The sequence below is a fragment of the Shinella sp. GW821-FHT11G07 genome, from assembly GCF_058808115.1.
The window spans coordinates 26,287-44,921 of sequence record NZ_JBXARJ010000028.1 but is presented as its reverse complement, the minus strand read 5'-3'; the positions used below and the strand labels follow the sequence as shown (position 1 = coordinate 44,921).

17 protein-coding genes and 1 pseudogene are annotated in these 18,635 nt (G+C 59.9%); 11 read left to right on the top strand and 7 right to left on the bottom strand.

Annotation, left to right across the window (positions count from 1 at the left end; translation table 11 throughout):
• Positions 1-117: 117 nt before the first annotated feature.
• A pseudogene (locus AC1RT2_RS31445) lies at positions 118-441 on the bottom strand (integrase core domain-containing protein); the annotation flags it as partial.
• A gap of 277 nt (positions 442-718) precedes the next feature.
• Between AC1RT2_RS31445 and AC1RT2_RS31440 the strand changes: the two are divergent.
• Both AC1RT2_RS31440 and AC1RT2_RS31435 read left to right on the top strand, forming a co-directional pair.
• Positions 719-2,329: a winged helix-turn-helix domain-containing protein gene (locus AC1RT2_RS31440; RefSeq protein WP_493108367.1), complete on the top strand. Its 1,611-nt coding sequence runs from the start codon at positions 719-721 to the stop codon at positions 2,327-2,329.
• 833 nt (positions 2,330-3,162) lie between these two features.
• The gene (locus AC1RT2_RS31435; RefSeq protein ID WP_493108365.1) at positions 3,163-3,411 is read left to right on the top strand and encodes a DUF6894 family protein; all 249 of its coding nucleotides are present in this window, start codon (positions 3,163-3,165) and stop codon (positions 3,409-3,411) included.
• A gap of 126 nt (positions 3,412-3,537) precedes the next feature.
• On the opposite strand, the gene AC1RT2_RS31430 is transcribed toward AC1RT2_RS31435, so the two are convergent.
• The 3 genes from AC1RT2_RS31430 to AC1RT2_RS31420 are packed head-to-tail and all read right to left on the bottom strand — an operon-like array spanning position 3,538 to position 8,988.
• On the bottom strand, positions 3,538-6,798 hold the full coding sequence (locus tag AC1RT2_RS31430; protein ID WP_493108369.1) for an error-prone DNA polymerase: 3,261 nt from the start codon (positions 6,796-6,798) through the stop codon (positions 3,538-3,540).
• Entirely contained in the window at positions 6,798-8,312 is a 1,515-nt protein-coding gene (locus AC1RT2_RS31425; RefSeq protein WP_493108363.1) for a DinB/UmuC family translesion DNA polymerase, read from the bottom strand. The genes AC1RT2_RS31430 and AC1RT2_RS31425 overlap by 1 nt, the downstream gene beginning before the upstream one ends.
• Positions 8,230-8,988, bottom strand: coding sequence for an ImuA family protein (locus tag AC1RT2_RS31420; RefSeq protein ID WP_493108361.1), 759 nt, complete (start codon positions 8,986-8,988; stop codon positions 8,230-8,232). The genes AC1RT2_RS31425 and AC1RT2_RS31420 overlap by 83 nt, the downstream gene beginning before the upstream one ends.
• Positions 8,989-9,205: 217 nt before the next feature.
• Between AC1RT2_RS31420 and AC1RT2_RS31415 the strand changes: the two genes are divergently transcribed.
• From AC1RT2_RS31415 to AC1RT2_RS31405, 3 genes are all read left to right on the top strand, one after another.
• Entirely contained in the window at positions 9,206-11,275 is a 2,070-nt protein-coding gene (locus AC1RT2_RS31415; RefSeq protein WP_493108359.1) for an ATP-dependent helicase, read from the top strand.
• 1 nt (position 11,276) lies between these two features.
• Complete coding sequence (gene dinB / locus AC1RT2_RS31410) at positions 11,277-12,365, top strand: DNA polymerase IV (protein WP_493108357.1); 1,089 nt, start codon at positions 11,277-11,279, stop codon at positions 12,363-12,365.
• Between the two features lie 102 nt (positions 12,366-12,467).
• On the top strand, positions 12,468-13,058 hold the full coding sequence (locus tag AC1RT2_RS31405) for an SOS response-associated peptidase (RefSeq protein ID WP_493108355.1): 591 nt from the start codon (positions 12,468-12,470) through the stop codon (positions 13,056-13,058).
• Positions 13,059-13,256: 198 nt separating this feature from the next.
• Here AC1RT2_RS31405 and AC1RT2_RS31400 read toward each other — a convergent pair whose 3' ends face one another.
• Both AC1RT2_RS31400 and AC1RT2_RS31395 read right to left on the bottom strand, forming a co-directional pair.
• The gene (locus AC1RT2_RS31400; protein WP_493108353.1) at positions 13,257-13,499 is read right to left on the bottom strand and encodes a DUF982 domain-containing protein; all 243 of its coding nucleotides are present in this window, start codon (positions 13,497-13,499) and stop codon (positions 13,257-13,259) included.
• Between the two features lie 53 nt (positions 13,500-13,552).
• Positions 13,553-13,795 (bottom strand): hypothetical protein, encoded by a 243-nt coding sequence (locus tag AC1RT2_RS31395; RefSeq protein ID WP_493108351.1) that lies wholly within the window; start codon positions 13,793-13,795, stop codon positions 13,553-13,555.
• A 121-nt stretch (positions 13,796-13,916) separates the two neighbouring features.
• Here AC1RT2_RS31395 and AC1RT2_RS31390 point away from each other — a divergent pair, with 121 nt between their 5' ends.
• From AC1RT2_RS31390 to AC1RT2_RS31380, 3 genes are all read left to right on the top strand, one after another.
• On the top strand, positions 13,917-14,273 hold the full coding sequence (locus AC1RT2_RS31390) for a DUF982 domain-containing protein (RefSeq protein WP_493108349.1): 357 nt from the start codon (positions 13,917-13,919) through the stop codon (positions 14,271-14,273).
• 135 nt (positions 14,274-14,408) lie between these two features.
• Entirely contained in the window at positions 14,409-14,669 is a 261-nt protein-coding gene (locus tag AC1RT2_RS31385) for a PepSY domain-containing protein (protein WP_493108347.1), read from the top strand.
• A gap of 175 nt (positions 14,670-14,844) precedes the next feature.
• Complete coding sequence (locus tag AC1RT2_RS31380) at positions 14,845-15,066, top strand: hypothetical protein (RefSeq protein WP_493108345.1); 222 nt, start codon at positions 14,845-14,847, stop codon at positions 15,064-15,066.
• Between the two features lie 469 nt (positions 15,067-15,535).
• Here AC1RT2_RS31380 and AC1RT2_RS31375 read toward each other — a convergent pair whose 3' ends face one another.
• Positions 15,536-15,790, bottom strand: coding sequence for a hypothetical protein (locus AC1RT2_RS31375; RefSeq protein WP_493108343.1), 255 nt, complete (start codon positions 15,788-15,790; stop codon positions 15,536-15,538).
• 149 nt (positions 15,791-15,939) lie between these two features.
• Here AC1RT2_RS31375 and AC1RT2_RS31370 point away from each other — a divergent pair, with 149 nt between their 5' ends.
• From AC1RT2_RS31370 to AC1RT2_RS31360, 3 genes are all read left to right on the top strand, one after another.
• A complete protein-coding gene (locus tag AC1RT2_RS31370; RefSeq protein WP_493108341.1) occupies positions 15,940-16,188 on the top strand; it encodes a DUF982 domain-containing protein in 249 nt (82 codons plus the stop codon).
• Positions 16,189-16,295: 107 nt separating this feature from the next.
• Entirely contained in the window at positions 16,296-16,553 is a 258-nt protein-coding gene (locus tag AC1RT2_RS31365; protein ID WP_069062425.1) for a hypothetical protein, read from the top strand.
• A 70-nt stretch (positions 16,554-16,623) separates the two neighbouring features.
• Entirely contained in the window at positions 16,624-18,594 is a 1,971-nt protein-coding gene (locus tag AC1RT2_RS31360) for a hybrid sensor histidine kinase/response regulator (protein WP_493108339.1), read from the top strand.
• Positions 18,595-18,635 lie beyond the last annotated feature (41 nt).

Here is an 18,635-nt window from a genome sequence, read left to right as displayed (position 1 = left end):
AACTCTCCTTTCAAACAAGAGGAAAATCCGCCGAAAACTAACATCAAAACCGGACCACTTTCGCCGTGTCACCTCAGGGATGAGGCCGTTTTGGCCCACCGAAGTCACTGCACCGTCAGCATATTCTGCCGGTGACAAATAGCCAAGGGCCGCGTGAGGCCGGCTCTCATTATAATCCCTTCGCCAAGCCTCGATCTGGCCCCTTGCATCGGCGATGGTCTCGAACCAGTGCAGGTTCAGGCACTCGTCACGCAATGAGCCATTAAATGTCTCGATAAAGGCGTTGTCGGTCGGTCGTCCAGGGCGGGAGAAATCGATGCGCACCTTGTGGTGATACGCCCACAGATCCACCATGTGACCCGTGAATTCACTGCCATTGTCAGCCAACAGCCGTTCGGGGGCTTTGCGCCGCCGAACAAGCCGATTGAGGACATCGATCACATGCTTCCAACGGGGATCACGACTGTCCATAAGTGGAAGCGTCGGCGATAGTTGCGGCAATGCACCCGCCGAAACGATCAACTGTCTCCACAAGGCGGAGATTATCCATCAACCTAAGCCTTCGTGCAACTTTGAAGCGTTCGACTTCGCCATCAGCGCCGCACCGACAGCGGAAGCTACTAAGCGCCGCTGGACGAACCGGACATTGCCGCATAATTTGAACGCAATGCCTCCGGCAAACCCAGTTCGGTTCAATCGTCAGGTAGTGGAATTGGCAATGGATCTGGTTGCATCCGGGGAAAAAGCGCAGGGGTTCAGCTTTGGAGACCTCTGGATTGATGCGACGTGCATGTTCGCCCAGCGCCACGGCCGCACAATTCAATTCACCCGCAGCGAGCGGGCCCTGTTGCTTGTCTTGATGAGCAATCCGCGTCGTCTCATGACCCGCAGCCGACTGCTCGACGAAATCGCCACCAGGACCTCCGATCCATCCGACCGGAACATCGATTTTCTGGTCAATCGGCTGCGGTCGAAGCTCGGCGACAAAGCCAAGTCGCCGGCCTTCATCGCCACGCAATATGGCGAGGGTTACCTCTGGGTCGCAACGTCATCTTCGACTACTATGCTTGATGCTTTTCTGGTAATCGGCTCGACCTCAGATGTCGAAACACATCCATTCCGCAGGCAGGCTTCGTTGTTGATGGATCGGCTTCAGAGCGCAATTTCTGCCGGCATTCGTCCGGAACGTAAGGTTGCCGTGACCGATAGCAAATTGGCTGGTGTCCACGGCAAAGCACGATATTCCCTGCAGGTTAATTTCCACACGGACCACGGACGCCTGAGCTGTGCTGCCGCTTTGCGCGAAATCACGTCGAAGCGCATTATGAAGACGTTCCGGCTGCAGCTCGATGTCCAAGACGATGCGACATTTGAAAACGAGGCGTCTCGCGTTTCCGACGGCGTTGTAGATGCTGTGGAGAAGGCGCTGAAAGCCGCTTCCAGAGGCTTGGGCATGTCCGAGCACGAAGGAATAGAGCAGCGTTTCCAAAGCGCGTCAAAGCTGCTGTCCGCCGACAACCCGAAATGGTTGGCAAAGGGCGCTCGACTTGAATTGATCCGCCAGCAGGATCCACACGATGCCGATGCCGCGCTTCAGTGGTGCATGCATCTTTTTTCGCGGCTTGTGTTAACCGAACCATTCAAAGGGGTGAGCCTAGAGGAGCGGGACGGCATCGAGAACGAAATTGAGAGTACGGTCCTGGAATGCCTGCCTGGCGTCGAAAACAATCCTCTTTTGATGCTGGCAGCGGCCAAGCTGCTTTATTTCATCAACCGCGGCCACCTTGACCTTGCCGAGGAGATTGCCGAACGAGCCTTCGCGCCAACGCAGGATTTCATGGCCGCCCTACCAATACTTGGACAATTAAAATACGCGCGCGGACATTATGACGATGCGGTCAAGTTTTTCGACCGCGGCATTGAAATGGCCGCGCCAGGCTCGGAATTTCACTGGCATATGCGGGTCCTGAAGTGCCTTGCTTTGGTGGCCGCTGGCCACAGTGGCGCTTCAGCGGCGCAGGCAACGGATATCGGCAATTTTGGCTCTGGCAGTCTTCACGAGATCAACCTGATGCTCGGATGGATGACGGCTGCACCGGACAGGCCATTGCCACCCGCATCGGAAAAAGCGCTGCAGGAGTTGGGTGGCGTGGGCGCGGCCAGGGGGCTGGAATATCTGTATTTCACCTCTGTCCGCCATATTATCCCAGAGATTGGCCGCGCGAACGTCATGCGCAGCATGATCGCGCATGTGGCGCGACTATACGGCATCAAGGCCATTCCCGACCTTGTTCTGCGCGGCAGCAGGCCATTGGATTCTCCTTTGTGAGGATGGGATGGAAAGAATACATGAGCGCTGGCTTTGTCCTGGATCCGAGTTTTGGCGCCGCTTAGCGGCGCCCTGTGCGCTACAGCGCGCCTATATTGCGATGCAACAACAGGAGATGCGCATCACGCGTAGCGTCGGCCCCATCGCGGAGCTGCAAAAATCTACCGGCTACACAAGCGAGCGGCTTTCGCTCACAACCGGGCTTCTCCCAGAACGGCGTACGAAGACTAGCGGGAGCTGCGAAGAGCACCCCCCAAACCCTGCACACAAGCGAAGCGCCCCACCTGTTACAACGCAAAAAAGTCGGAGAGCTCGGAACAAAATCCACTCTCGTCAGTTTATCCGCTGCCACTTTTTAGTTCAGCCTTTTGCCCCGCCTAGCGCGGGGTTTTCTTTTGCGAGGATTACTTGCGCCCCAGATTTAACATCGTCGGCCTGTGTCTCGCTGCCACTTTTATCGTTATCTTTGGCTCGGTATTGAGCATGGCCTTGTTCAAGGCGGGTGCCCAACCCACGGAAATCAGCCTGGAAGCTGTGGCGGAGACGCAGAAATAGCCTATTTCATGCGACTACGGGAGCGGTAAAACTATGCAGGCATACCTCTGAGTGGATTAATTGAAATCGTTCGGAACAAGGAAGGGGCAGTGTCGTTGACAGGTGCAGCTATTGGGTGTCCACACTCTTCTTGGATGCCTAACCCGCTGCAATAGAAGGTCGCTTCGAGCCCCTCCGAGGCGGCCTTCTTTTTTAGGTCAATCTTTGAATTATTTGATGCCGTCCGGAACGTTTCATCAGCCATACCATTGGTGCACGATGGCAAGGAGACCGCTACGATGGGCCGATACTTTTTCAAGATCCAAGACCAAGATGGAGTGCTCCAACCGGATCGGGGTTTTGATTTTCCCGACCTCGAGCGCGCGAAGGTGGAAGTTAAAAGCCTTCTGGCTGAGATGGCCTTAGACGGGCTTCCTAATGAGCCCGTAGACAGCATTGCGGTTGAGCTTCAAGACGCCAATCGCGTTCCCATCCTAACGTTGAGACTTGTGCTGGAATTGATCCCGCATGGTACACAACAGCTTTAAGCGGGTCTTTGGCTGTACTGGGAGAGGAGCGGCTGCCAGAGCGCGCGCACAATCGTTCGCCAGTTGAGCCTAACGCGCTAACAGTGGTTCGCGATCTGCGCCGTGGTCACCGCTGTTGTAGAAGGTTTATTGAAAATTCCGACTTTTCACTTTGAGCCGATCAATCAGCAAATCGGGTATGTAAATATCGCGCGCTGGCGGGGCGGCAGGTTTCCTCTTACGAGAGTCAGGCGCCCCATTTCCGTGCGCGAATTCATCCCCTCGTCCGTGAGGAAGAGGAAACCGCTCGTCCCGCTGGCCCAGCCGGCTAAGATCGTCGGACAAGTCGAACAGCCGTTGTGCGACAAGATGCACGACGTCACCTTCCCTTTGAATCTTGCCGTTGATGGCCACCATTGACGCCGACAACACCAACCGGCGCTGTCGCTCGAAGACCTTTGGCCAGATAACGGCGTTGATGATGCCGGTCTCGTCTTCCAGTGTCATGAACATGACGCCCTTGGCCGAGCCGGGCCGCTGGCGCACGAGGACGAGCCCACCGCTCATCAGCCAGCAGCCATCCCGCCCGGCATTGGCCTCTGCGCAGGTAACCATCCGCTTCTTGCGCAAATCCTCTCGCAGGAACGAAACCGGATGTTGACGAAGGGTGAGCCCAACATGGGAGTAGTCCTCCACCACTTCATGCCCAGTCGGCATGGAGGGCAAATCTACGCCAGGCTCCAGCGTCTCGGGGACCTGGTGCGCCTCGCGTTCCGCTGCTGCGACCCAAAGCGCCAACGGTTCGTCCCGCAATGCCTTGATCGCCCATAGCGCGTCCCGGCGCTGGAGTTCCAGTGATGGAAGGAACGCGTCGGCTTCTGCAAGCTTGACAAGCGCAGCGGTCGGCACGCCGGATCGGCGCCACAGATCATCGGCGGAACCAAATGGCTCATCGGCGCGCGCTGCTGCTATACGGGCGGCATCGGCCGTCGACAGACCTTTCACCATCCGCATGCCGAGTCGGACAGCCTTCCTGCCCCCCTCGCCCGCATCTTCGAGCGTACAGTCCCATCGCGAGGTATTCACGCAGACCGGCCTGACCTCGACACCATGATCGCAGGCGTCGCGCACAATCTGGGCAGGCGCATAAAAACCCATCGGCTGCGAATTCAGGAGCGCTGCGCAAAAGGCATCGGGGTGGTGGCATTTCACCCAGCTGGATGCATAGGCGATCAGCGCGAAGCTGGCCGCATGGCTTTCTGGAAAACCGTAGGAACCGAAGCCTTCCAGCTGAGAAAAGGTGCGCTCGGCAAATTCCTCCGTGTAGCCGTTCTTCACCATGCCAGCGACCAGCTTGTCCTTGAACTTGCTGACGCCGCCGGAGAACTTGAAGGTCGCCATCGACTTCCGCAACTGGTCGGCCTCCCCGCCGGTGAACCCGGCGCAGACCATCGCCACCTTCATGGCGCTTTCCTGAAACAGCGGCACACCCAGCGTCTTGTGCAGCACGGCTTCCAGCTCGGGTGTTGGGTATTCAACCTTCTCCTTGCCCTCGCGCCGACGCAGATAGGGATGCACCATGTCGCCCTGGATCGGTCCCGGCCGGACAATGGCGACCTGGATGACGAGATCGTAGAAGGTCCGGGGCTTCAGGCGCGGCAGCATCGACATCTGCGCCCGGCTCTCGATCTGGAAGGTGCCGAGCGTGTCAGCCTTGCGGATCATCGCATAGGTCCGATGATCCTCGGCGGGGATGGAGGCAAGGTCGCGGACATCGCCCTTATGCTCGGCCATCAGCGCGAAGGCCTTGGCCATGCAGGTCAGCATGCCAAGCGCCAGCACGTCGACCTTCATGAACTTCAGCGCCTCGATGTCGTCCTTGTCCCATTCGATGACCTGGCGGTCATCCATGCGCGCCGGTTCGATCGGCACAAGATCGTCGAGCCGATCCTGGGTCAGGACGAAGCCACCCGGGTGCTGCCCGAGATGGCGCGGCGCACCCATCAGTTGTTGCGCCAGTTCCAAGGTCAGTTTCAGTCGATAGTCTGCCGCGTTGAGATTGTTCTCCTTCAACTGGCGCTCGGACACTCCTTCAGACCAGCCCCAGACGCCCGATGACAGCTGACCGATCATGTCCTCCGGCAGGCCGAGCGCCTTGCCGACGTCGCGCAGCGCGCCCTTTGCGCGGTAGCGAGTGACGGTCGCACATAGGGCAGACCTGCTTCGACCATAGGTCTCGTAGATCCACTGGATCACTTCCTCGCGCCGCTCGTGCTCGAAGTCGACGTCGATATCCGGCGGCTCGTCCCGTTCCTGGGAGATGAAGCGTTCGAACAGCAGGTCGTTGGTCTCGGGATCGATGGAGGTCACGCCAAGGCAATAGCAGACGGCCGAGTTCGCGGCCGAGCCCCTGCCCTGGCAGAGAATACCTTTCGACCGGGCGAAACGCACGATGGAATAGACCGTCAGGAAATAGGGCGCATAGTTCATCGCCCGGATCAGCTCCAGCTCATCGCTCAGGGATTTGCGGACCTTGTCCGGCACACCCTCGGGATAACGCTTGGCGGCCCCCTCCCAGGTGAACTTGACCAGTGATTGCTGCGGATCGAGGCCGGGCTCGATTGCTTCCTCCGGATACTGATATTGCAGCTCCGCAAGATCGAACCTGCAGCGCGCGACGATCTCCCGCGTGCGGGCGAGAGCTTCCGGATACTCACTAAAGAGCCGGTACATTTCCTCCGGCGCTTTGACATAACGGTCGGCGTGACGTTCTCGGTCGAAGCCGACGTCGTCGATGGTGGTGCGGGTCCGAATGCAGGTCACGACATCCTGCAACTGCCGTCGGCCCGGCTCGTGGAAGAGCACGTCGTTGGTGACGACGGTCCTCACCTTGAATCGGGCGGCCATCGCAGCGATGCCATGCAGGCGCACGCGGTCATTGGGCCGGCGCCGCAGGCTGAGGCTGACATAGGCGCGGTCTCTGAACAGTTCGGCCATCTTGCGAAGCTGCACGCTGCACGCCTCGTCGGCCTCATCCGGCACCAAGACACCGATCATGCCCGCGGCATGTTCAGTGAGGTCGGCGAAATCGATCAGGCACTTGCCCTTGCCGCCGCGCTCCTTTCCGAGCGACAGCAGCCGCGTCAGTCGCGAATAGGCCGGCCGATCCATCGGATAGACCAGGATCGACATGTCGTCCGTCAAATCGAGGCGGCAGCCGATCACCAGCCGGACGCCGGTGGCCTTGGCTGCTTCCCATGCCCGCACCATGCCCGCGAGGCTGTTGCGGTCAACCACGCCAAGCGTATCGATGCCGAGCGCCGCCGCTGTCGCGAACAGTTCATCCGCGCTGGACGCGCCGCGAAGGAACGAGAAATGCGTCGTCACCTGAAGCTCGGCGTACCGCATCACCCGAACACCCCATGCAGGAACCAGAGGTGCGAGCCGGTTTCCGGATCGACGCCATCGCCGGCGCGATAGACCCAGTAGCGTTCGCCGAGCTCATCCTCCACGGTGAAGTAGTCGCGCACCGCCTGAAATTCACGCGGCCGGCGCCACCACTCTCCAAAAATGCGTTCGGGACCGTCGGCGCGCGCGACTTTCCGGCGCTTGCCACGCCAGGTGAAGACCGCCGGCGGCTGGTCCGGTAGCAGCGCGATGACCTCGATGCGTTCCGGGTTTACAAGGAGCCGCGTGGGCCGCGGCCATTTGGCAGCCCAGGCGTCGCCAATGTCAGGTGCCGTCGCCGCAATTCGCCTGACCGAACGCTCAGGCACGTCGGACGCGACGGGCGCAACCCGGAAGAGCCGGTGGCCACGATTGCCGAGAATGTCGACCAACGGAGTGATGTCGGCGACGTCTTCCTCGATGAGCGCGGACGCGACCTGCCGCTCCTCCAACGGCTCGGCGAAGACCGCGACCAACACCATCTTCTCGATGCCAAAGCCCGGCTCGATGGTCTCGATGCGATCGCACAGCAGTTTCGACAAGCGCGCCGGATCGCGGACCGGTTTGGCAAGGCCGGCGCGAAGATGCTGGCGCGTGTTGTCGACGCGATGGATGACGAGGTCGCAGCGCCGCGCGCCGAGGCCATCTTCCGCGAGGCGGGCCGAAAGCTGGCCGACCAGTCGGCGGACATATTTGGTGATCGTCTCCGGCGCGCCAATCGGTTCGGCGAAGTTCTTCGCAACCTCGACCAGCTCCGGCGTGCGGATCGGTTCGATCGGCTCGGCGACACGGCCGAACATCTGGTCCAGCCGGCGCGCGGGTTCCGGCCCGAACCGCAGGGTCAGCGGAGCACGCGGCATGGCCGAGAGCTGGCCGATGGTGTCGATGCCGAGGACGCGCAGGCTCTTGATGGTCTCTGCCGGCAACCGCAACGCCATGATCGGCAAGTCGATGACCGCTTTTGCGACATCACCGACCGGCACGATGGTCGTCTCGGCCGCAAGCAGCCGGGTGAGTGCGTGCGCGGCACCCCAGCTGTCGGCGACGGCAGCACGCGCCGTCAGTCCATGACCACGAAAGCGATTGATGAGGCCTGACAGGAGAAGGCTTTCGCCGCCCTGAAGGTGATCGGCGCCTTCCGTGTCCATGACCAGGCCATCGGCCCCATCTATCGCAACGACGGGGGTGTATTGCCGCAACGCCCAGAGCGCCAGGCGTTCAAGCGCGGCTGCATCCTCTGCCGGCGCCGCGTCGACCAGCAGGAGATCAGCGACCATGGCCTGAGCCTTGCTGGCCGGCATGCCAATACGAAGGCCAAGCTTCAGGGCGGATGGATCAGCGGCAGAGACCCAGCGTTTCGAGCCGCTGCGGGAAATTACCACCAGCGGCTTGTCAGCCGGCAAGGCTTCCGAAGCGCGCCGTCTGATCCGGTCGACCGGCAGAAAGGGGAAGTAGACAGATACGACCCTTGGCATCGGGGGCTCCAATTTCAAACTCGGCGCACGCACCCGCCTTTACGCGCATCAGTTCTGCCAGCCAGCGCGCCCTCCCGACGCCCGCCACTGGCAATCTTTCCGACGGCAGGGTGCTGATGCGCCACCGCGTCGTCGAGGCTGTCGGCTGTCCATAGTCCGAGGCCTCGTTCTGTCGTCGCCACCGCCGGAGCACGATGCCCATGGCGCCGGTCTTCTCCGCTGCCAGCTGCAGGCGCCGCGAGGCGTTCATCGGCAGTCGAACCAGTTCCCCTACCACTGCGGCAAGGCCGCCGAATGAAAGCCCCTCCTCCATTGCTGAAAGCGCTTCTTCCTCCCTGTCACTCTCGCACCAAACGACGCGATCAGGATGGAGGCCCGCTTGCGAGATCGCGGGGAAAAAGAGATCCGGGCGCGTCATGCACCAGAGGACCTTGCCGCGCGTGCGGGCAGCGATGCCCGCCACGAAGAGCGCGGCCGCCGCACCATCGACCGTCCCACCTCCGCCGCCGGCGATCTCGTGCAGCGCGCCAAAGGCAAGCCCTCCGCCCGGCAGAGCCCGATCCATCTCCGGGACGGCGAACGGCAGGACGGTTCTGGCGCGTGCCGCTCCACCTTCGAGCCGGCCGATACGCTCACGAAGGTCGGCAAGCACAGGATTGAGAGCGGGCTTTGACACGGCGGAAAGGTCGCTCCTTCAGGGGTTTCCAGCAGCGGGTTAAGCTGATATGTTCCTTTTTTGTTCCTAATGCCCTATCGAGTCAATCCACCCGAAACGGCGTTCCCGACCATGACGGTCACCTCAGATCAGCCTCGCAGTACGATTCCGCAAGGCCGATCAAGGAGATGGGAAAGGAAAACGGACAGGAATTTTTTCTTAGGAAAATTTGGGGCAGATGACGGCAGCCTATCTGGAAAAACTGAACGACCGCCAACGTGAGGCGGTCGAACACGGCATTGGCTTGGCCGACGGCGCGATCGGCGGCCCGCTGCTGATCATCGCCGGTGCTGGCTCCGGAAAGACCAACACGCTCGCCCACCGCGTTGGCCATCTCATCGTCAATGGCGCAGATCCACGGCGTATCCTGTTGATGACCTTCTCGCGCCGGGCGGCGTCAGAAATGGCGCGCCGCGTTCAGCGCATCTGCCGACAGGTGCTCGGTGACAATGCCGCGGTCATGACGGACGCCATGGCCTGGGCCGGCACCTTCCACGGCATCGGCGCCCGGCTCCTGCGCATGTATGCCGAGCAGATCGGCCTCAACATCGACTTCACCATCCACGACCGGGAAGACAGCGCCGACCTGATGAACCTCGTTCGCCATGAACTGGGTTTCTCCAAGATGGAAACCCGGTTTCCGACCAAGGGCACCTGTCTTGCGATCTACTCGCGCGTCGTGAACTCCGAAAGCTCGATCAACGAGATTCTGAAGGCATCCTATCCCTATGTGCTGGGCTGGGAGGAGCAGCTGAAGCAACTCTTTGCCGCCTATGTCGAGGCAAAGCAGGTCCAGAACGTGCTCGATTACGATGATCTGCTGCTTTACTGGGCGCAGGTCATGTCCGATCCGGAGCTTGCGGACGATATCGGCGGCCGCTTCGATCACGTCCTCGTCGACGAATACCAGGACACCAACCGCCTGCAGGCTTCTATCCTGATGGGCCTCAAGCCCGGCGGCCGCGGGCTAACCGTGGTGGGCGACGATGCGCAGTCGATCTATTCCTTCCGCGCAGCGACGGTGCGCAACATCCTCGACTTCCCGAAAGAATTCTCGCCGACGCCGGCCGATGTGATCACACTCGATCGCAACTATCGCTCGACGCAGCCAATCCTTGCCGCCGCCAATGGCGTGATCGACCTCGCGCGAGAGCGTTTTACGAAGAACCTCTGGACGGATCGACAGTCCGAACAGCGGCCGATGCTCGTCACAGTGAAGGACGAAACGGACCAGGCCAACTACATCGTCGAGCAGGTGCTGGCTAACCGCGAGGTTGGCATGACCTTGAAGCAGCAGGCCGTGCTCTTCCGGACATCGAGTCATAGCGGAGCGCTGGAGGTCGAGTTGACCCGCCGGAACATCCCGTTCGTGAAGTTCGGCGGCCTGAAATTCCTCGACAGCGCCCATGTGAAGGACTTGCTGGCGACCCTGCGTTTTGCCCAGAACCCGCGCGACCGCGTCGCCGGCTTCCGTCTGCTGCAAATGCTGCCGGGCATCGGGCCGCAGACCGCAGGAAAGATCCTTGATGCGATTGCTGCGGACCCGGAGCCGCTGCAAACTTTCGCCGAGATACCGCCCCCGCCGAAAACGGGTGAAGATTGGCCGGCCTTCATCACCCTGCTCACCGCCCTTCGCAAAGCCGAAGGCGGATGGCCCGGCGAGATCGGGCTGGCGCGCCTCTGGTACGAACCGCATCTTGATCGCATCCACGAAGACGCCGATACCCGCAAAGCCGACCTCATCCAGCTTGAGCAGATCGCCGGCGGCTATCCGAACCGCGAACGCTTTCTCACCGAACTGACGCTTGACCCACCGGACGCCACCAGCGACCAGGCGGGCGTGCCACTGCTCGACGAGGATTACCTGATCCTTTCGACGATCCATTCGGCCAAGGGACAGGAGTGGCGCGCCGTCTTCATGCTGAATGTCGTCGACGGCTGTATTCCCTCGGACCTAGGGGCCGGCACGACCGCAGAGCTCGAGGAGGAGCGCCGCCTGCTCTATGTCGGCATGACACGGGCGCGTGACAATCTTGCCCTCGTTACTCCGCAGCGGTTCTTCACCCATGGCCAGAACGCCCAGGGCGACCGGCATGTCTATGCCTCGCGGACACGCTTTATTCCAGCGACGCTCCTCCAGTTCTTCGAGGCGACAAGCTGGCCGAAGGTCTCGGCCGCCGCCAGCGAGCGCAGCGCGCGACAGATCCGGATCGATGTCGCCGCCCGCATGCGGTCAATGTGGAAATGAGATGAGCGAGGACGAAGCGCCACAGACGAGAAAGATCATCCATGTCGACATGGATGCCTTCTATGCGTCGGTCGAACAGCGCGACAATCCGGAGCTGCGTGGCAAACCGGTCGCCGTCGGCGGTTCGGCCGCACGCGGTGTTGTCGCGGCCGCAAGCTATGAGGCGCGCGCCTTCGGCGTTCGGTCCGCCCTGCCCTCGGTCACCGCGAAACGGCGCTGCCCGGACCTGATCTTTGTTCCGCCTCGCTTCGATGTCTACCGTGCCGTCTCGGGCCAGATCCGGGAGATTTTCGCGGAGCACACCGACCTCATCGAGCCGCTGTCGCTCGACGAAGCCTATCTCGACGTGACGCACAACAAACAGGACATTCCCGTCGCAACGGATATCGCCACCCTGATCCGTGCGCGGATCAAGGAGGTCACAGGGCTCAACGCCTCGGCTGGCATCTCCTATTGCAAGTTCCTGGCCAAGATGGCGTCGGACCTCAACAAACCCAACGGCCAGGCGGTGATCACGCCGAAGAATGGACCGGCTTTCGTCGAGGCGCTCGCGGTGAAGAAGTTCCACGGCGTTGGGCCCGCGACCGCCGAGAAAATGGAGCGGCTTGACATTCTGACCGGGGCGGACCTCAAGGCGAAATCGCTCATCTTCCTGCAGGAGCATTTCGGCAAGGCGGGCGGGTGGTACTACGACATCTCCCGCGGTATCGATCACCGTTCCGTGCAGCCGGACCGGCCGCTCAAGTCGGTGGGTGTCGAAGATACCTTTACGGTCGATATCGTCGACCTGGAGGCCGCCCGCGCCGAACTGACCCCACTGGCCGCGGAGGTCTGGCGCCGTTGCGAAAGCAAAGGCCTTCACGGCCGCACCGCGACCCTGAAGGTTAAATACGCCGACTTTCAGATCATCACCCGCAGCAGGACGATGACCGCTCCGCTCGCCACCGCCGATGATCTCGAAGCCTTGGGCCAATCCCTTCTCGAACCGCTCTTTCCCACAGTGAAAGGCATTCGTCTGCTCGGCCTCACGCTTTCATCCTTTTCTGACGCCGAGGTGAGCGAGGCAAACCAGCTTGAACTGCAAATCTAGATCGCCACGGGACACGGCGGCTCGAAATCCGCTCCCAGCGCCTTACATTGCCACTGCGCCAGTGGAAGGACAGTGTGACAACGCAAGCCATTCGGAGTAGCCATGTGCAATGATTATCGCCTGATGGTCGAACTCGCATCGGTCATCGAGGAGTTCGAACACCTGAAAATCAAAATCCGGTTTCCCGAAGGCCGGCCCAACATCGAAGCGCGCGAGGATATCAAGATCACCGACACGGCGCCTATCGTCCGGACCGTCGAGGGTGAACGCGAGGGCGGTGAACTCGTCCAGCGCCGGTGGAGCTGGCCGAGCCCGACGAAGAAGCCCGTCTACAATTTCCGCTCGGAGGGACGAGAATTCGCCTCCAACCGGTGCATCATCGTTGCCGATGGCTTTTACGAGTTCACTACACCTGCTGACCCGAAAAAGAAACACAAGGACAAGTGGCTGTTCCGGAAGGCCGGAGAACCGATCTTCGCCATCGCCGGCATTTGGCGAGAGACCGATGATTTCGGCGAGGCCTTCACCATGCTGACGATGGAGCCGGGGCCTGACATCGCGCCCTACCATGACCGCCAAATCGTCATCTTGGCACGGGAGACATGGGCAGACTGGCTGGATCCCTCGGTTTCGGCCAAGTCGCTGATCAGACCGCTTCCGGAAGGGTCTCTATTCGTGGAGCAAGTCGGTTGATACGATTTTTTTCCTCCTGCATAACCATCCTTTTGCGGTGCTTGAGGAATTTGGCCTGCCGACTATTTTTTTTAAACCGGTGAGCTGCCGGCATGGAGTAGCGTTTTCGCCGCTACATCGACGCGCTCCGGCAGGTCCTTGCCGGCCTGACCGCACCGCTGCATCCCCAAAATGGGGCGCCGATTGACCCCACGAACGTCAGTGCCGCAGCAGTTGAACTTCATTTGCGGCCGCGATGAATTCTTGACGCGCCGCTTCAGCTTCAAGGCGTCCTTCTATCGCCGCCTTGCAAGCGATCCGCGCCTTCAAAAAGCGGCACCCAGAACGGTTCGGCCACCGGTCCGTCAGATAGATCAGGGCATCGAATGGCCCGGACACCGTGTGGGTGCCAACCATTCCAAGATCGATTTCGACCGGCGTCTTCCATGCACTGCTGGACATGTCGCTCCTCCCTTTTTGCGCAGCCTTGAACGCAGAGCGCGAGAAATTGTTCCTCAGCCTTTTCCGCCATCCTCGCGTGAATAGAATAGGCGCGCAGATGCCTCGATTATCGATCGGTGCTTCTTTGGATCGAAGTGCACAGCGGGAAAGGTCTCGAAGAGAGATTTCGCAAAACTCTTCTTGTTGTCTTGCGAATTATCGAACCATGGCTGCGAGGTTATCTCGTCAAAAACGTCCCTCAGCGCTCCCAATTCATCCGGTTCGAACGTGCCTTTGCTGAAAAAGTTGGTACCCATGTCAACCTCCTCAATTTTCCTCCTACTTTAAAATAATTCGCTCTTTTTGCAGGTTCAAGATGCGTTTTCGCGTCCAACAATCAAGGCTCCGTGCGGTAGGCCACAACACCAAGTGCAGATCATGTCGACGTCTCGGAACAAACCTCACCATCACGCATTAGAAGGCTGCCACTTTGACAGTTCAGCCTTTGCCCCGCCGCTTGCGGGGCGCTTCTTTTTGGTGAGGTCTGAGATGGAAGTTGGAAGGTGGGAAGAGCCGATCACGTTCGAGACAAAGAAACTTGGTGCTTACCTGACCATATCGAGCACGGCTGAGGCCGCACGGGTGCTGCTGGAGCACTGGCCCCTGGACAGGGGCAAGGCGCTTGAAAAAGCGCGGGAAGCGTGTCTGGCCGTACTGGAGGGAAAAGAGAAGCCAGCCGCAGCCCGGAAGGCCTTTGTAGTGGCGGCGAAAGAGGCCAACGTGTTAATCCGCTAACCTCTCCTTGGCCACTCAATATGGAACAATATCCGCGGCAGTCCATTTGCAAAATGCCGTCACGGCACGCGAAACTGCTCCGCTCCCGCGGGGCTTTTACTCGTTTGCAAGCGCACGTCATCGGGAGTGCAAATCATGAAGAGAACCGTAGTCTTTCTGTCAATACTTTTAGGCGCCTCTATCGCTGCCCACGCACAGGATACCAAGCGGATTCCTGAAAACGGGAAAAAGCCGTCTGAAATACTCGCCACCATCGAGCAAAGGCCCGATTTTGCACGCCTAGACGAGATGTCGTGGGACGATGCCGGCTACTACGAAGTAACTTATCGAACTAAGGACAAGGCTCGCGTGGAAATAAATGTAGACCCCACCGGAAAACCCGTTGAGCAGCAATAGGAATCACGGCCTTTTTGATATTGAACAATTCGCTTTCGAGCGAAATTCGCGCGCGCCACTTTACTCCAGCTATCGCCCCGCCATGTCCAACCATTTTTTTGGGGCAGGAACATTGTAAAACCGCTCGCGTTGTCTCCGCAATTGTTATTTAGGCTTGTGTCATGGAAATGAGGGTATGCGCGCAGACGACGAACTGAAAGCCGCCATGGCCGACGTATTATCTTCGCTACAAGCGGCCCCGGAGAATCCGGTCAGCCTTCTCCGTGTAGGGAGTGCCTTGATGGAACAAGGGTTTACCCAAGATCAAATCATAAATCGGCTCTATCGCATGGAAGCCGCGCATGAGATCAAATTATTGGAGGGGAATAGACTTCGTCTCGTAAAGCGCCTGGTATAATCTTGGTGTTTTGGGGCAGCGCGCCCTTAGTCATCTTTTACGTCTGCACCTCCCGTGATAAAATCCTTATAGCCCGCCAAGTGTAGGGCGACTCTGTGGATCCGCATGTCTTGCCCCGTTTCGGCGGAGCTTTTTTGGGATGAGCGTGACGAGGAGAGCCGGCACCGCCGAAGTGTGGAAAATGTTTAGAGGGCGGCTGCGGTTGTTGGTTTTCCTCCGCTTGCCTGACGATGATCCTGTTTCAGGATGTTGTGCTCGCGTAGGCTGGAAACTATACCCGGGCACCTCAAGTTTGCCCGGATTAGGGAGGCTGCGGAGACCCCCTCCGTGCCTCCCGCTCCGCCTTCGCTCCCCATCCAACATGCATTTTGCGAGCGGCCGTCAGAACGGACGTGGTCTGAAGATCGCGGCTGTATTAGTGCTTCCAGCCGGCAGGCTGTCTGCAGACTGGGCGTCGTCCAGTTTAGTCCTAACAACGATGAGGCAGACTCTGGATCAGCTCAGGTGTCACGGCGTTGCCGGAAACCCTCGCCTGACCAGAAGCGACCGCCTGCAGTGCGCTTTCGACCTTTCCCGGAAAAAACTTGCCCGACATGAACTTGAAGATCGCCTCTACAGGCTGGCCGGGTTCGATATAGCCGGCATTAATCTGCGGCACCTCAACACCGATGATCGTGTCCGCCGTGTGAACGCCGTTACCGGGGGAAAATGGCAGACTGCTCACTCGAGCGCCCTTCGTCATCCAGCGCGCCGTCCAGGTCTAATGCAGTCCAAGCGACCTAATACGTCTGCCAGGCAAATTTTCATCGATCTATCACGGAACCACTTCCACGGATTAGCATTTATTGCCCCGTTCAGATTGGGAATAATGAAATGCTTTCTGTGATTTGGGACCACGCACTTGCCATTCTGCTTCCGGGCATGCCCCGTGCCATACAGATCAAGGATCCACGGAACGCCATGTTCGTGCTGGCTGAGAGATGGCCGGTGACCTACGGACGCGCATTTCAGCGGGCGCTGGCGTTTTGCGCCAAGGCTATTGAAGGTAAATGCTCCCCAACCAAGGCTCGACTGGCGTTTCTCGCAGCAGCCCGGGAGGCCAACGTCTTGGTCGTACGATAGCGAGCCAACCAGGGCCGTTGGTTGCTGAGCTTGGTAAGGGCCGGAACGAATCGCAAGTTCCAAGCATTTCTCCCACACGTTTTAGTCCTCTGCTTCGGAGACCACCGATGAAGTTCCGAATTCCTCCACCTAAGCAACTGACGACCGATCCAGACGTCGCACTCGAATGCGAGCGGGCGGTCGATGCGCCGGTGCAGAAGCTTGCTGACCTTGTGATCACCGCAGGGTGGCCACCGGAGGCGGTATTTCAAGCTATCAAGCGCGTTGCGCATCGTCAGGCGGCTGCGTTCCAGAAAGATCCGGATCCAACAGACGATCCGGTCTCGGTCCGTCCCCGAACAGGGTTTTCAATGGCACCGTTCTGAGGGACGTCAATGACGTGGAACCTTTCCCCACCTTCAACGTTTTCTGTGGTTGGCTTTATGGGGAAAAAACATGGTTGGAGACGAGGGATCGGCGCTTGCCGGGGAGGATCGGTATAAAGTGCTGGTCGATGCAATCACCGACTATGCTATCTACATGCTGGATCGGCAGGGCAATATTGTCAGCTGGAATGTTGGGGCGAGCCGTTTCAAGGGTTACGAGGCAGGCGAAGTCCTCGGCACGCATTTTTCCCGTTTCTATCGTACAACCGACCGCGACAAGGGCCTTCCCCTTTTCGCCCTGACGCACGCCGCTGAGAAGGGCCGCTTCGAAGACGAAGGCTGGAGGGTGCGCAAGGACGGGTCCGAATTCTGGGCGCATGTCATCATCGACCCCATCAGGGACAATGCCGGCAGTCTCATCGGCTTTGCCAAGATCACCCGTGACCTGACCGAGCGGCGGCAAGCGGAGGAGCATCTTCGCAGAACGGAGCAGCAATTCCGTCTTCTCGTGCAGGGTGTCACGGATTACGCGATCTATATGATGGATGCCGACGGCCGGGTTTCAAGCTGGAACGCCGGCGCGGAGCGCATCAAGGGCTACCGCCCGGGCGAGATCATCGGCAGGCATTTCTCCCACTTCTTTCCCAAGCAGGACCGGCTTTCCGGCATTCCGGACCATGCGCTAGACATCGCCCGCAACGAAGGCCGGTACGAATCGGAAGGCTGGAGGCTGCGAAAGGACGGCACCCGTTTCTGGGCACATGCCATCATCGACGCGATCCGCGACGACGATGGCGCGCTGATCGGATTTGCCAAGATCACCCGCGACATAACGGAAAAGCGCGATGCACAGGCAGCCCTTGAACTGGCGAGAGAAGAGCTTTTCCAGGCGCAGAAGATGGAAGCCCTCGGCCAGTTGACCGGCGGTGTCGCGCATGACTTCAACAACCTCCTGATGGCCGTCCAGGCGAGCCTCGACCTCCTGAAGCGCCGCATCTCGCCCGCACCCGAAGCCCAATCACTGATCGACAACGCCCTGCAGGCGACGCGCCGTGGCGCCTCTCTCGTCCAACGGCTGCTCGCCTTCTCGCGCCGCCAGGAACTAGATTTCGAGTCCGTCGATCTGTGGAGCCTTATCCGCGGCATGACAGATATGCTGCAACGGTCCATCGGCCCCTCGGTCATGATCGAAACACACTTCCCCCCGAACCTGCCGCCTGTTCGCACGGACCCGAACCAGATGGTGAATGCGCTGCTCAATCTGGCGATCAACGCGCGCGATGCAATGCCGGACGGCGGGCGCCTTCTCATCGGCGCACGCCTGGAAGCCGACGGAACCAAAAGCCATCCCGACCTGCAGAAAGGGGCCTATCTCTGCCTCTATATGCAGGATGAAGGACAAGGCATGGATCCCGACACGCTGAAGAACGCAGCGTCGCCGTTCTTCACCACTAAGGGCGTCGGCAAGGGTACGGGGCTAGGGCTTTCCATGGTGCAGGGATTGATGGCGCAGTCCGAAGGAAAGCTCGTGCTCCAGTCCAAATCGGGCGCCGGCACCACCGCTGAGCTGTGGCTTCCGGTCGCCGAAGCCGAGGCCACGGCCATCGAGTTGGCAAGGAAGGAGGTGCCATCCGCACCTCCAGTGCCCAAAGAGGTCCACCCGCTCTGCGTGATCGCCGTCGATGACGATCCACTCGTGTTGATGAATACCGTCATGATGCTGGAAGACATGGGCCACACCGTCTGTGAAGCCAGTTCCGGTACGAAGGCGCTGGCATTTCTGGCCGAGCGGACGATCGATCTCATCGTCACCGACCAAGCCATGCCGCAGATGACCGGCTCCCAGCTTGCCGACATCATCCGCGAGCGCTGGCCGGACATTCCGATAGTCATCGCCACGGGCTATTCCGAATTGCCCCCGGAGGCGCGCGCCGATCTGCTGCGCCTGTCGAAGCCGTTCAGCGAACGCCAGCTCGAAGACATCATACGAAGAGCCGTGTCCGGCGACCGCCAGCAACCGTCACCGTCGTACGATAGATGACCGGCCCGTTGGGTTTGACAAAAAGCAGCGACACACCCAAC

Bases quoted from the DNA above. Each gene is read 5' to 3' on its own strand.
- AC1RT2_RS31430 (WP_493108369.1), bottom strand. From the start codon at position 6,798: ATGCGGTACGCCGAGCTTCAGGTGACGACGCATTTCTCGTTCCTTCGC.
- AC1RT2_RS31425 (WP_493108363.1), bottom strand. From the start codon at position 8,312: ATGCCAAGGGTCGTATCTGTCTACTTCCCCTTTCTGCCGGTCGACCGG.
- AC1RT2_RS31440 (WP_493108367.1), top strand. From the start codon at position 719: ATGGATCTGGTTGCATCCGGGGAAAAAGCGCAGGGGTTCAGCTTTGGA.
- AC1RT2_RS31380 (WP_493108345.1), top strand. From the start codon at position 14,845: ATGCGCGCAGACGACGAACTGAAAGCCGCCATGGCCGACGTATTATCT.
- AC1RT2_RS31405 (WP_493108355.1), top strand. From the start codon at position 12,468: ATGTGCAATGATTATCGCCTGATGGTCGAACTCGCATCGGTCATCGAG.
- AC1RT2_RS31390 (WP_493108349.1), top strand. From the start codon at position 13,917: ATGTCGACGTCTCGGAACAAACCTCACCATCACGCATTAGAAGGCTGC.
- dinB (WP_493108357.1), top strand. From the start codon at position 11,277: ATGAGCGAGGACGAAGCGCCACAGACGAGAAAGATCATCCATGTCGAC.
- AC1RT2_RS31415 (WP_493108359.1), top strand. From the start codon at position 9,206: ATGACGGCAGCCTATCTGGAAAAACTGAACGACCGCCAACGTGAGGCG.
- AC1RT2_RS31360 (WP_493108339.1), top strand. From the start codon at position 16,624: ATGGTTGGAGACGAGGGATCGGCGCTTGCCGGGGAGGATCGGTATAAA.
- AC1RT2_RS31385 (WP_493108347.1), top strand. From the start codon at position 14,409: ATGAAGAGAACCGTAGTCTTTCTGTCAATACTTTTAGGCGCCTCTATC.
- AC1RT2_RS31365 (WP_069062425.1), top strand. From the start codon at position 16,296: ATGAAGTTCCGAATTCCTCCACCTAAGCAACTGACGACCGATCCAGAC.
- AC1RT2_RS31435 (WP_493108365.1), top strand. From the start codon at position 3,163: ATGGGCCGATACTTTTTCAAGATCCAAGACCAAGATGGAGTGCTCCAA.
- AC1RT2_RS31395 (WP_493108351.1), bottom strand. From the start codon at position 13,795: ATGGGTACCAACTTTTTCAGCAAAGGCACGTTCGAACCGGATGAATTG.
- AC1RT2_RS31370 (WP_493108341.1), top strand. From the start codon at position 15,940: ATGCTTTCTGTGATTTGGGACCACGCACTTGCCATTCTGCTTCCGGGC.
- AC1RT2_RS31400 (WP_493108353.1), bottom strand. From the start codon at position 13,499: ATGTCCAGCAGTGCATGGAAGACGCCGGTCGAAATCGATCTTGGAATG.